Consider the following 13,149-nt stretch of genomic DNA (forward strand, 5'->3'; position numbering starts at 1 on the left):
GATTTGTTGATGACTAGCGCGTTTATAATTGGCTGTGATAAATGTAGAGGTTAATTTGAGAAATGCAAGAAGGAAGTTTTTTAAATAAACCTCCATTACGACGAAACTTATGACCCGGTGTTTCCAATAAGACTGTCTATAGATCAGAGATTGCTTCGTCGTTTTACTTCTCGCAATGACGCGTTAAAGTGAATCTTGTAAGTTATTTCACAAACTCTATCGCTTTAGCTAACGCCTTATGCAAACCGCTTAGGTCTTTACCGCCTGCAGTGGCGAAGAATGGCTGACCACCGCCCCCGCCTTGTATTTCTTTAGCCAGTTCGCGTACAATGTTACCTGCGTTAAAGCTTTTCTCTTTCACCAGGTTTTCGGCTATCATCACGGTAATATTCGGTTTGCCGTCAAAATCGGCAGTCAGCACTAAAAATAAGTTCGGCACGATATCCTTTAACTGATACGCCAGCGTTTTAACCGCGTCGGCATTCGGAAGTGCCACTTTTTCTGCGATGAAATTGATACCATTAATATCTTTAGCTTTCGCAGCAAGCTCGGTCTTTAAACCCGATGCTTTCTCCGCTACCGACTTCTCAATTTCCTTTTTTAACCGGTTATTCTCTTCAATAAGAGACTCAACGCTTTTAGAAATGTCCTTCGGGTTTTTAAGCAACTCCTTTAAATGCTGAACAACCGAATTTTGGTCATTGATGAAATGCTCTGCAGCAACACCGGTTATCGCCTCTATCCGGCGCACACCTGCAGCGACCGCGCTTTCTGCTATTATTTTGAAATAGCCTATCTGCCCGGTAGCCTTTACGTGCGTACCGCCGCAAAGTTCTTTAGAGAAGGTTTCGTCGAAAGTAATCACACGCACATAGTCGCCATATTTCTCACCAAATAAAGCAGTGACTCCGCCACTGATAGCCTGCTGATAAGGCACGTTACGCTCTTCTTTTAAGAAGATGTTCTCGCGTATCTTTCCATTGACTATCGCCTCGATTTTAGTCAATTCTTCATCCGTTACCTTGCTGAAATGCGAAAAGTCGAAGCGCAAATAATCTGCATTCACTAACGAGCCTTTTTGGTTTACATGTGTACCCAAAACCTGTTTCATGGCAGCATGCAGCAAGTGCGTAGCGCTGTGGTTGCTGTTGGTATTGCGGCGACGTTCCATATCAACGATGGCAGTTAAAGCGTCGCCAACCGATTGCGGGATGGTATCTGTAAAGTGTACGATCAGTCCGTTCTCTTTCTTAGTGTCCGTTACCGGGATGATCTCGCCATCTGGGAAAACCAGTTCGCCGGTATCCCCCACCTGACCACCGCTTTCGGCATAGAAAGGCGTTTTATCCAATACGATCTGGAACTGTTCTTTTCCTTTAGCTTTTACCTTGCGGTATTTAACTATATGGGCAACGCTTTCGGTCTCATCGTAACCGGTAAACTCAACATTGTCATCGTCTTTTAAAACGACCCAGTCGCCGGTATCTATTGCTGTAGCCGCGCGTGAGCGGTCTTTCTGTTTTTGTAATTCGGCCTCATAACCGGGGATGTCAATAGTCCAACCTTTTTCGCGGGCCATCAATTCAGTTAAATCAATCGGGAAGCCGAAAGTGTCAGACAAATCAAAAGCAAAAGAGCCAGGAATTATTCGTTCTGCTTTACCAGAAGAAAATGACTTTCCATTTATTTGTAAATATGGTGATTGCCCTTTAGGAATTACATCCTCACCTGTTTTTACAAAGGATTCAAATAATGTTGTACCAAAACCAAGGGTTCTCAAAAAAGATACTTCTTCTTCTCTAACAACACGTTGAACAAAATCTTTTTGTTGATAAAGATTATCAAAGACGTTTTTAAATTGATCTGCTAAAATTGGTACTAACTCATTCAGAAAGGGATCAATAAAACCTAAGTATTGGTACTGGTATCTTACCGCGCGGCGCAATATCCGGCGGATAACATAACCTGCTTTGTTATTCGATGGCAGTTGACCGTCCGCGATAGCGAAACTAATGGCACGGATATGGTCGGCCATAACGCGCATGGCTACGGCGTTATTCCAGTCAGAAGAGGCCTCACCCTGGCCCTCTCCAAAGGAGAGGGAAGCATTGTAGGTTTTGCCACTTTTTTCAGAAATGAATTGTATCAGCGGCTGAAATACATCCGTATCATAATTAGAGGTTTTGCCTTGCAGTACGCGCACTAATCGCTCAAAACCCATGCCTGTATCCACGTGTTTGGCAGGCAATGGCTGCAGGCTGCCGTCTTTTAAACGGTTAAATTGCATGAAAACGTTATTCCATATCTCTATAACCAGTGGGTTGTCGTCGTTTACGAGCGTAGCGCCGTTTATCTTAGCACGTTCTTCATCCGAACGACTGTCATAGTGTATTTCAGAGCAAGGTCCGCAGGGGCCGGTCTCGCCCATCTCCCAAAAGTTATCTTTTTTATTGCCAGGCAAAATGCGGTCTTCACCCACATATTGTTTCCAATAATCGTAAGCTTCCTGGTCTTTTGCCAGCCCTTCTTTTTCGTCGCCCTCAAAATAGGTGACGTATAACCGCTCAGGATCAATTTTGTAAACTTCGGTAAGCAGTTCCCAGCTCCATGCAATTGCATCCTTTTTAAAATAATCGCCAAAGCTCCAGTTGCCCAGCATCTCGAACATGGTGTGGTGATAGGTATCTATGCCCACCTCTTCCAGATCGTTGTGCTTGCCTGATACGCGCAGGCAGCGTTGCGTATCAGCCACGCGCGGCGCGGCAGGCTGTGCCTCTCCCAAAAATATATTTTTAAACTGATTCATTCCCGCGTTGGTAAACATCAGGGTTGGGTCGTTCTTAACTACAATGGGTGCAGAAGGCACAATTACGTGACCTTTAGAAGCAAAAAAATCCAGGAAAGCTTTGCGTATTTCAGAGGCTGTCATAAGCGGCAAAGGTAATTATTTTGGCTGAAGATAGCCCCACCCAACCCTCGCCCGTAAGGGAGGTCTTTAAAGCACTTACCCGTTGATGATATTATTCTGCTGCTTGCGGATGGCGCCATAGTGGAGCATCATGCAAATAAATTCTAAACCTGCGAACGCTTTATGGGTTAACAAATGAAGATGAAGAATATTTTATTTTTTGGCGACAGCCTTACGGCCGGTTATGGTTTAGGTAATGTGGATAACGAATCCTTTCCCGGCCTTGTACAGCAAAAGATCAATGCAGAAGGACTTGATTATAAAGTGATCAACGCCGGGTTAAGCGGTGATACTTCGGGCGGTGGGTTAGCTAGGCTCGACTACTGGCTGAGCCAGCCGATAGACGTTTTTATTTTAGAACTCGGCGTAAATGACATTATGCGCGGTATTTCGCCAGAAGTCACGGCAACAAACCTGCAGAACATCATCCACAAAGTGAAACGCAAATACCCACAGGTAAAATTAGGGCTGATGGGTATGCAAATACCGGCATTTATTCCGGGGGCTTTTGCCGCACAATTCAGAGCCATTTATAAGCCCCTGGCCGATGCAAATGATATGGCATTCGTGCCATTCTTTTTGGAAGGCGTTGCCGGAAAAGCGTATTTAAACCTGCGCGATGGAGTGCATCCGTCTGCTGCGGGATACAAAATAATTGCAGACAACGTTTGGCCGGTAATAAGAACTTTACTTTGAGGGCGTTATCATAATGACGAAGTCAACTTTCCTTGAGAACGCTAATTTCTTTTTGCTTTTTTCATAAGAAGCATTGCTTGATTTACTTGTGGCGATTTATGCTGTTGTCGCAGCACTAGTAAGCTTTTTATGGTAAGTAGTTAACTAACGTGTCCGCATTAAAGTTTACTCCAATTTTTAATCCGGCTATTAATTTACTTTTGCTGCATGAGTTTAAACCCATCGTTGCTTAAACCTAAGCATCATTTCGAGGTGTTGGACGGACTGCGTGGCGTGGCTGCCATCGGCGTGGTCACCTTCCATTTTATGGAAATGATCATCACAGACTACAGCAAAAATTTTATCGGTCACGGTTTTCTGGCGGTCGATTTCTTTTTCTGCCTGTCTGGTTTCGTTATCGCCTACGCTTACGACGACCGGATCGGCAAAATGGGCTTTAGGCAATTCGCGGTCTCGAGGCTTATCCGTCTGCATCCGCTTGTGATAATGGGATCTGTATTAGGCTTGCTTGCGTTTTTATTCGATCCGTTTAGTTCTGCGGCAGCTTCTTATAACTTGCCGCACATTGCGCTCATCTTTATATGCTCGTTACTGATGATCCCTTATGGAGCAATAACCGAACGCAGTTTTAACAACTTTGGCCTTAATGCACCCGCGTGGTCATTATTTTGGGAATACGTTGCAAACGTGGTATACGCCTTAATATTAGTCCGGTTCAGACGTCCAATTCTTGTAGTTCTTTTAATCGTATCAGCAGCGTGGTTAAGTTATGTTGCATGGCATGCGCAGTCTTTAGCAGGGGGCTGGAGCAAAGACAACTTTTGGGATGGCGGCGCACGTGTGTCTTATTCTTTTATTGCCGGCATGCTTATCTATCGGTATAGATTAAAGATCAGCAACCGGCTTGGATTTATTGGGTTAGCGATCTTATTGATCGCAGCATTGGTAATGCCTTATTTTCCGCTGAACTGGCTGGCAGAGTTGCTTGTGGTGCTGCTGTGGTTTCCCTTGCTGTTAATGCTTGGTGTGGGCACTAATATATCCGACAAAACCAAAAAGCTCTGCACGTTATCCGGCAATATTTCCTACCCCCTTTATATGACGCATTATTTTGTGTTATGGATTTTTTTAAATTACACAACTGCCCATAAGCCGTCTACAAATCAGTTAATCATCATAATAATCAGCGGCATTTTAGGCCTGTTGGCATTTGGCTACTTCGTAATGAAATTTTATGATGAACCGCTTCGAATGTGGTTGAACAATAAAAGGAAGCGTATTATTTCTTAAATAATGGTGACCCCGCTGAGGCTCGAACTCAGGACCCACAGATTAAGAGTCTGTTGCTCTACCAACTGAGCTACGGAGTCTGGTGTGATTTTAAGATTTGATTAAACGTTGTGCGCCAAAACTGCGCCAATATTCACCGTGCCAAATATAGTAACCGGTGACGACTTATCGAAACGTTAATACGTAACATTCTGCCATAACTAAAGGAGCATACACCACTTCTTAAAATTCACAGAGTATCTTTAACTTGATAACGCGTCTTTATCTTTAACTTTTTGTTTGATTGCGTCTAGATCCAATCCCTGCTTCATTTCCTCAAGATCTGCATCATTAGTAGCAATACCTAATTTGGTTTGAATGTCGTGAAGCATAGTCAGCACTTTTGTGATTTCATGTTCAGCGCGTACGTTAATTTCAAATTCTACCTCCTCGCGTATCTTCTCCAACCTGCGTTGCCTGCCCTGACTGATCAATATAGTAATGGTAAGTATCAAGGCAAATACAGACAGTACCGAGTCCATAATATTGAAAGGTGCCGGGTCGAATGCTTTCACACCAGGTATGACATTTACATTAAACAGTATGTAAATGGCAATAGCTGCGCAAATGATCATTAAAAAAGCAAAATTGCCTAATGCGTCGGATACGGCTATAGCTATGCGGTCAGCCTTAGTTTCATCAATCTGAAACTCAGATTTAAGTCCTTGTTCATTGCTCGTTTTTCGTGATTTATACTTCGGCTTCATCTTACAATGTATGAAACTCTTGGTCAATATTTAGATATAAGAAAGATACCTGCTATCATTAGGCAAGCACCTATAAGTCGCGGGATTGACAATGGGTGAATTTCTGTACCAAACCACCCGTATTTGTCAATCACTACAGACATAATGAGGTTTGAAGTGATAATAAGTCCGGCGAATGTACCAACACCTACTTTATCAACGTATACAAATGTCAAAACAATTGCTATACAGCAAGCTATACCGCCTAAGTAAGCCCACCAGGGAATTCGTTGAAGCAAAGTGAACGATGGTAACGGTGATCCGCTGAAAAGAAAAATGATTAACAAAATTACCAATACGGGTAAAAAGCATACCAAGCCGGCTATCCAGGGGTTTTGAAGATGCTTAAATAAAGATGCATTCATCGGTGGGCCGCATGCTTCGATGATACCGGCTAATACAATTATGGCGAAAAGCCAGAAAGAGTTGCTTTGCATAGTTAGGATCTGATTATATCTACAGGCTCTTAACACGGCAACTAGCTACTTGTTAGCTTATGATTTGTATTTTCCTTAAACACATACAAAGGCGGTTATGCATAACAATCCTAATTTACGCGTGGGGCTTGCCCATCCTAAAACTTGATGGAGGCTACTTCACAATTTGGCTAAAAATGATGCAGTACATTTGTCAGCGGCATTAAGGCAAAACGTTAAGCATTTAAATACGCCACGTACTGCTCATCAAAACTTCCGTCATTATAAAGATCTATTAATCCGTAGCCCGGCGTGGTCTCCCGGCGGTTACCATTCCACCAGGCGCCGCTAACGGCACCATTGCAAATATAGGTTACATTGTTATAAACCAACTTTTCGCGCAGGTGTATATGGCCCGACAAGCATAGCTTAACATTTGGATGCTGATAAAAAAGCTTTATGATTGCAGCATTGTCTGTATGCATATCGCCGCCCAGCATTACCCATTTGTTTATCGTATTCTCGTCTATCAGGTTTGTGGCTGTTAAATCGGGATGTGCGACACCACTAGAACAGGTGTCGAGGCATCTGTGGTAGCAAGTTCGTTCTGCAGCCAGTTAAATTGCTCGTCGCCAAGTTTGCCTATATACCAGGTATCGTCAATATCCAGGTGAACACTGTCAAGCACTATAAATTTCCACCCGTTTTGCGTAAAACTATAATACGGCTTAGCTAATTGCAGCTGATCCATGGAATAGCGCTTGCCGTAAAGGGCCTGACCTTTATCGTCTTCGTTCCACCAAATGTCGTGGTTACCCAGGCAATAACGCACCGGCATGTTGCATTCGGCTTTCATGATATCATGGCTCAGTTTCCACTGTGCATCAATGGTAGCCAGATTTTCCTTGTTCATATCAAAAACGATATCGCCGCCGTTAAGCACACAATCTACTTTTGGGTTCTGCTGCTGCATATGGTGCAGGCACTTTACAAACTTGCCGGGTGCACCGAGTTCATTTTTTAAGTGAATATCAGTAAGGTGGGCAACGCGAAGCACACGTTTCCTGGACTTCTCTACAGTGGCAGATAATAATGACGGTGCTAAGAACAACCCGCCTATATTCTTCAATGCCGATCTTCTTTCCATGCTAATAATTGCTGCTAAATAATTTAGGCCTCATTAATATTCCATTGCCAATGATTACTTGTTATTTTATTATGAGACAACCGTAAGGCTATGATTATCCGTACTTTATATATAGCTTGCTTTACCAATAAATTTGCCTGATGCTTAAAATTTATACCGTCATTCTGTTGTGCATTGTTTTGCTGGCCGGCGGCTGTAAAAAAGAAAACCCCGAGCCCGATCCCGGCCCTTACATCCCGTTAGAATCTACAATCATCAAAGGCTTGGGGATGAATACCCCCCTAACCGGTAAATGGGATTGGGTTAAAGCCATCAGCGGCACTTTCGGCACATCAAATCCGGTTTCTACCGGAATCGACGAAAAGGTGGTGTTCACTAACGATTCTACCATGACCATCTATCATAATAATTTATATTACTATCAATTCAAGTATTTGTATTACATCAATTATAAATTCGGTTCACGTACGCTGAATATGACCGCAATAGGCGATTCTAAATACGAGACCGTTATAAAAAATGACACCTTAACCTTCTCTACCTTCGAATATGGCAATTACGACCAACGTATTTACGTTAAACTGAAGTAATCGCTTGGGGAACATTCTCTTCAAACACGCGGTCTAAAATCTGCTGCGTAATATCAGGGTAATCTACCGGGATCACTTCGCCGTTATCAAGCCAGTTACGAATGGTTTTTTCGTGTTTGCTTTTCAGGCTCTTAATTACCGGCACCCCCATAGATTTCAAAGCTGCCGCGTTTAACTGTTGCTCATATTGGGTTTTCATAGGGATTACCAACAGTTTCTTTTTCATGAAAAGCACCTCTGACGGTGTTTCAAAGCCGGCCCCGCACAGCACTCCGCTTGAGGAAGCCATACTTTTGATAAACTTATTGTTGCTTACCGGTTGAATGGTAATATTCTTATGTCGCAAGAGTTTTTTGTTGTGCTTAGAGAATACCTCCCAGGTAATGTCTTTAAAATTAGATAGGTGTTTTATCAGGCGCTCATCATCATAAGCGGGCAGGTACACCGTATAGTGGCCATTATCGGTAACCTCTAACTCGCGCACTTGCTGACGTATCACCGGCGTATAGATATTATCGCCGAATGATTTAAAGTGGAAACCATATTGCGCAGTAACGGGCGCGTATTGCTTAAGGATCATTTTACCCATCAGGTCGGTCGAATCCGGCAGCGGAACGTTATCAGCCAATACAGCCGCTTGATGGCTTAAACCAATGCACGGTTTATTTTTACCATGGCAGGCCCATGAGCTTACCGGCTCAAAATCTGATATAACCAGGTCATATTGATCTACATCGAGTTCATTGATCTCTTTTAAAAACTTGCGGATATCTGAGCGGTAAAAAGATTTCCAAAGGTCTACCCCTCCTTTTTTTCCGAACACAAACCCCATTCCGTGGAATTTATATTTAACCGGAAAAGGCAATTTCAGATCGCCCTGGTTACCGCTGACAAGAACGTCAACATCGGCCATGTTTTTTAAAAGCGGGACAATGTCCATTGAGCGGCTTAGGTGGCCGTTACCCGTTCCCTGGATAGCGTATAGTACTCTCATCTGTTCCTGCTAAAAATAGGCCGATAGTGTTAAATAAACATCAGCAATACATCAAATTAAGTTTAATTTACCTGCATTGGTACTTCCATCAGTAAAATGCGGGAGCCTTGTTTGGTGTCTACTGTTAATGCGTCTGTACCCCATATGCCCAAGCCGTCGCGTTTGTTGAGTTCATGACCATTTATTACGGTATTGCCTTCCAGGATAAAAGCATACACGCCATGTTCAGCGTTTTTAAGCTGATAACTTAATTGCGTGTCCTTGTCGAACGTACCAATAGAGAAGTATGCATCCTGATAGATCCAAACGCCGGCATCATCCTTGTTCGGCGACAGCACTTGAACAAACTCATTTTTAACGGACAGATTTATTTCCTGCTGGTCGTAACGTGGCGTTACATTGCGCTTGTTCGGAATGATCCATATCTGCAAAAACTTTACAGTTTTATCATGTACATGGTTTTGCTCTGAGTGATAGATTCCTGTGCCGGCGCTCATTACCTGAATCTCGCCCTGCTTAATAACGGCCTCGTTACCCATGCTGTCTTTGTGCACCAGCTCGCCCTCAAGCGGGATAGAGATGATCTCCATATTGTCGTGCGGATGTTTACCAAAACCCATCCCGCCTGATACCGTGTCGTCATTCAATACACGAAGGACGCCAAAGTTCATTCGCTCTGGATCATAATATCCGCCGAAGCTAAAACTGTGTTTACTGTTAAGCCAGCCATGATCTGCCGCGCCACGGGTATCGGCTTTATGTAGAATGTAGTTTTCCATAGTAGTATAATTTTGACTTGCCGCCTCCAACACATAAATTTGGAAAGCACCCGCAAAGTTAAACTTCTTACAGATGAAAAAAATTTACCCGGCTTTTATTGCATTGGCATTGACAACCTCGGCATGCGTACACACATCAGGTTATGATGAATACCAAACCGCCAAAAACCGCGAGACAATAAATCAATTTTTTGATGCTTTTAATAAGCATGATTTTAAGCTGATGTCATCTTACTATGCCGACACCGCTAAATTTTTAGATCCGTCTTTAGGTAAAGATTTTGTCAGCCAGTCGCACGCACAAACTACAGCAAAGTACACGCAGCTAGCGGGCATGTTCCCTAATTTGAAAGACAGCCTGACTAACACCATTGCCAAAGACGACCAGGTAATCACTCAATTCATATCAACCGGCACCGCTGCTGATGGCAAATCGTTTAACCTGCCTATTTGCACGGTGTTTAAGCTGAAGGACGGAAAGATCATTTCTGATGCTACTTATTACGATAGCAAGATGTAGCGACTTTTGTCATGCAGAGCGTAGCGAAGCATCTTATTTAGCTATACATGTACGCATAAGATTCCTTGCAAGCTCGGAATGACAATCGCTTTTAGAAAGCGTACCCTACTTCAGATAAACATATGTAATCCCGCTGCCGCCACGGTCGGCGTGCTCATCTTCCATATGGCTTACCTGATCATATTTCTTCAGGTAATCGCGGATCAATTTTCTGAGGATACCATCCCCCTTGCCGTGCAATATTTTCAGGCTGCCAATGCCCATCATTACTGCCCTGTCGAACATCTTTTCAATGGCGAACAAAGCATCTTCACCTCGCATGCCGCGCACGTCTATCTCCGGGCTAAAACTGGCTACCTCAGTGGTCTGGCTGCTATAACTGCGTCTTACATCTTTGGGTACTTCCTTTTTAGACACCTTCTGTACCTTGCTTTTCTTGGCTACAGTGCGCAGATCGCCAATGGCGATGATCACGTTGTCGCGGGCAATCTCCATTACCTGCCCTGTGGTGTCAGAATCCTTCAATTTCACCCAGTCGCCCACTTTAACTTCGCTGTCATTTACAGGTGTTACAGATTTTGCTGGGGCAGCATGGATTTTGGTTTTCTGCAACTCGCTGTTTAAATTCTCGCGTAGCTTGCGGGTTTCTTCTTTATCTGCCTGGCTGCTTTTAATACCGGCTATGGTATTTTCAACCAGTTTATTAGCGTTAAGGATAATGTTTTGCGCCTCCTGTTTGGCCTCGCGGATTAGGTTGCGCTTATTTTCTTCCAGATAGCTCTTCAGTTGCTCATTCTCTTTTTTAAGCAAGTTTACCTTGCGCGTTTCTTTATCAAGATTTGTGCGGGTATCGTAAATTTCTTTTTTCTCGCGCTCCAAATCGACCAGCAGCGTATCCACCTTCTTTTGGCTAAAGCCAATCTTATTCTTAGCCAGGTTTAGCACATTTTGCGGCAGGCCTATTTTCTGCGCTATTTCAAAAGCGTACGAGCTTCCCGGTTTGCCCACTTCTAATATGTATAGCGGCCTCATTTCGCGGTTGTCAAAAAGCATCGACGCGTTTTCTAATCCCTCTGTGTTGCCGGCGAATATTTTTAGGTTAGAATAGTGGGTGGTAACTACTCCCCTTACTTTCTTCTGGTTGAGTGACTCTAAAACAGCCTCGGCAATTGGTCCGCCAAATTGCGGGTCTGTGCCGGTTCCAAACTCATCTATCAAAATCAGCGTTTTGGCATTGGCGTGCTCCACAAAGTATTTCATTTTTGAGAGATGCGCGCTGTACGTACTCAAGTCGCTTTCAATGGATTGGTCGTCACCAATATCCGCGAAGATTTGTTTGTAAACGCCTACCTGGCTGCTATCATCGGCGGGAATCAATAAACCGGCCTGGGCCATCATTTGCAGCAGGCCAATGGTTTTCATACAAACAGATTTACCACCCGCGTTCGGTCCGGACACCACAACTACGCGCGTCGCATCGTCAATTGTAACATTTAACGGCACAACCGTTTTATGCTCCTTTTTAAAGCTCAGGTAAAGCAGTGGGTGGCGCGCATTGATCAGTTTAGCGCCCGGTTCATTAACCAGTTTTGGCATACCGGCTTCGATATCTATCGCGAAAAGCCCCTTCGCCCTTACAAAATCAAGCTTGGTAAGCAGGCCGTGGTAAGATAAAAGTAAGGGCACAAACGGGCGCAACTCGTCCGTAAGCGTAGTAAGAATCTTTATCACTTCTCGGCGGCGTTCAAACTCCAGATCGCGGATGTGATTGTTAAGCGTAAAAACTTCTTCAGGTTCTATGTATACCGTCTGCCCGGAGGCAGACTCGTCGTGCACAAAGCCTTTGATCTTTCGTTTATTCTCCGCCAAAACGGGTATACAAAGCCTTCCGTCGCGAACGGTCAACGAGCCATCGGCGGTCCAGCCATTAGCAGTTGCAGATTTATATATCTGGTCTATCTTTCGGCGGGCATCTTGCTCTGCTTTAGCAATACCGGAAGTGATGTCTTCCAGTTCCCGCGACGCATTCGGCCTTATCTTACCTTTTTGATCTATAACAAGGTCGATCTTCTTTAAAATGCTTTTCTCAACCGGCAGATGCTCAAATAACGCTTCGAGAAAAGGATAAACGCCTTCGCGATCGTTAAAGTAACCTATCACGGCAAACACTGTCGTCAAAGATACCTGCGCCCTGAAAAATTCATCCTCCGTTAGGAACGAACCCTCAACACGCATCTTATTGGCCAGCGATTTGACGTCGTAAAAATGGTTGATGGGCAGGGCATCATCATTTTGTAACACGTTTTTAAACTCGGCGGCTTGGTTTAAAAACTTATTGATCTGCTCAAAGTTGTTCATTACCTGCATGCGGCCGGCTAATTCGCGGCCCATATCGCTCAGGCAATGCTGTTTCAGCAATTCCTTTATCTCGGTAAAACCAAGTTTATCAACGCTATTTTCCGGAAATATCATATTAGCGGGGCTCAATTGATCATCTCCCCTTTTTTTAGCAGCGGCACTTTACTTTGTTGCGCCTTGGCAGCAGAGTCTGCCAGGTGTTTGGTGCGCTGCGCGTTTTTTGCAGAATCTTGTTTTGCTATCTGTGCCCGCACTTTACTAAGGGAATCTACCTTTGCGGCCAATTGCTTTGTAACCTCGTCATACATCTGGTCAAAAAGTTCGGGCTGGTTTGCATAGTAAACTGTACTGCGTTTAAACTGCGCAGTATCTGTATGGAAATTTTGAAATAAATGCATGTATTTAGCCATACCATATTTATAGAGCGTGTCCGGCTGCTGGGATTTTGAAATCATATACCCATCAACAATATGAACTTGTACAAGCAGATCAACCATGCGGTCGCGCGGAATGATGCCCTCGGGTGTGCTCCTATTTTTGCAGGCTGTCAAAAAAAAAGCGGTTAAAAAAAACAAGATTTGGTTTATACGCATTCTGTAACTTAGC

The 13,149-nt window shown here is 43.9% G+C and carries 13 protein-coding genes and 1 tRNA gene; 4 read left to right on the forward strand and 10 right to left on the reverse strand.

Translation table 11 applies throughout. The features are described from left to right. Positions 1 to 202: 202 nt before the first annotated feature. A complete protein-coding gene (alaS, locus tag GO620_RS07385) occupies positions 203 to 2,929 on the reverse strand; it encodes an alanine--tRNA ligase (RefSeq protein WP_157523842.1) in 2,727 nt (908 codons plus the stop codon). 180 nt (positions 2,930 to 3,109) lie between these two features. Here alaS and GO620_RS07390 point away from each other — a divergent pair, with 180 nt between their 5' ends. Both GO620_RS07390 and GO620_RS07395 read left to right on the forward strand, forming a co-directional pair. Continuing rightward, a complete protein-coding gene (locus GO620_RS07390; RefSeq protein WP_157523844.1) occupies positions 3,110 to 3,664 on the forward strand; it encodes an arylesterase in 555 nt (184 codons plus the stop codon). Positions 3,665 to 3,871: 207 nt separating this feature from the next. Beyond that, positions 3,872 to 4,954: an acyltransferase family protein gene (locus GO620_RS07395; RefSeq protein WP_157523846.1), complete on the forward strand. Its 1,083-nt coding sequence runs from the start codon at positions 3,872 to 3,874 to the stop codon at positions 4,952 to 4,954. Positions 4,955 to 4,958: 4 nt separating this feature from the next. Here GO620_RS07395 and GO620_RS07400 read toward each other — a convergent pair. From GO620_RS07400 to GO620_RS07420, 5 genes are all read right to left on the reverse strand, one after another. Then, positions 4,959 to 5,034 (reverse strand) — tRNA-Lys (locus GO620_RS07400). Positions 5,035 to 5,196: 162 nt separating this feature from the next. Further along, complete coding sequence (locus GO620_RS07405; protein ID WP_157523848.1) at positions 5,197 to 5,700, reverse strand: DUF1003 domain-containing protein; 504 nt, start codon at positions 5,698 to 5,700, stop codon at positions 5,197 to 5,199. Positions 5,701 to 5,723: 23 nt separating this feature from the next. Beyond that, positions 5,724 to 6,176, reverse strand: coding sequence for a DMT family transporter (locus GO620_RS07410; protein WP_157523850.1), 453 nt, complete (start codon positions 6,174 to 6,176; stop codon positions 5,724 to 5,726). 215 nt (positions 6,177 to 6,391) lie between these two features. Continuing rightward, positions 6,392 to 6,655 carry a metallophosphoesterase family protein gene (locus tag GO620_RS07415; RefSeq protein ID WP_198173520.1) on the reverse strand — a complete coding sequence of 88 codons (264 nt, stop codon included), beginning with the start codon at positions 6,653 to 6,655 and terminating at the stop codon, positions 6,392 to 6,394. Between the two features lie 44 nt (positions 6,656 to 6,699). Then, positions 6,700 to 7,302, reverse strand: a complete 603-nt coding sequence (locus GO620_RS07420; protein WP_198173521.1) for a metallophosphoesterase family protein — start codon at positions 7,300 to 7,302, stop codon at positions 6,700 to 6,702. A gap of 140 nt (positions 7,303 to 7,442) precedes the next feature. Here GO620_RS07420 and GO620_RS07425 point away from each other — a divergent pair, with 140 nt between their 5' ends. Further along, positions 7,443 to 7,892: a hypothetical protein gene (locus tag GO620_RS07425; protein ID WP_157523852.1), complete on the forward strand. Its 450-nt coding sequence runs from the start codon at positions 7,443 to 7,445 to the stop codon at positions 7,890 to 7,892. Here the strand turns inward: GO620_RS07425 and GO620_RS07430 are convergent. Beyond that, positions 7,879 to 8,886, reverse strand: coding sequence for a glycosyltransferase family protein (locus tag GO620_RS07430; RefSeq protein WP_157523854.1), 1,008 nt, complete (start codon positions 8,884 to 8,886; stop codon positions 7,879 to 7,881). The two genes, GO620_RS07425 and GO620_RS07430, sit on opposite strands and share 14 nt — an antisense overlap. Positions 8,887 to 8,948: 62 nt before the next feature. After that, the gene (locus tag GO620_RS07435; RefSeq protein WP_157523856.1) at positions 8,949 to 9,665 is read right to left on the reverse strand and encodes a pirin family protein; all 717 of its coding nucleotides are present in this window, start codon (positions 9,663 to 9,665) and stop codon (positions 8,949 to 8,951) included. Positions 9,666 to 9,738: 73 nt separating this feature from the next. On the opposite strand from GO620_RS07435, the gene GO620_RS07440 reads away from it, so the two are divergent. Then, positions 9,739 to 10,185: a nuclear transport factor 2 family protein gene (locus GO620_RS07440; protein WP_157523858.1), complete on the forward strand. Its 447-nt coding sequence runs from the start codon at positions 9,739 to 9,741 to the stop codon at positions 10,183 to 10,185. Positions 10,186 to 10,290: 105 nt separating this feature from the next. Here GO620_RS07440 and GO620_RS07445 read toward each other — a convergent pair whose 3' ends face one another. Together GO620_RS07445 and GO620_RS07450 are read right to left on the reverse strand one after the other, a co-directional pair. After that, a complete protein-coding gene (locus tag GO620_RS07445; RefSeq protein ID WP_157523860.1) occupies positions 10,291 to 12,657 on the reverse strand; it encodes an endonuclease MutS2 in 2,367 nt (788 codons plus the stop codon). Between the two features lie 11 nt (positions 12,658 to 12,668). Beyond that, entirely contained in the window at positions 12,669 to 13,094 is a 426-nt protein-coding gene (locus GO620_RS07450; RefSeq protein WP_198173522.1) for a DUF4296 domain-containing protein, read from the reverse strand. Positions 13,095 to 13,149 lie beyond the last annotated feature (55 nt).

It is taken from the genome of Mucilaginibacter ginkgonis (assembly GCF_009754905.2).
GTDB lineage: Bacteria > Bacteroidota > Bacteroidia > Sphingobacteriales > Sphingobacteriaceae > Mucilaginibacter > Mucilaginibacter ginkgonis.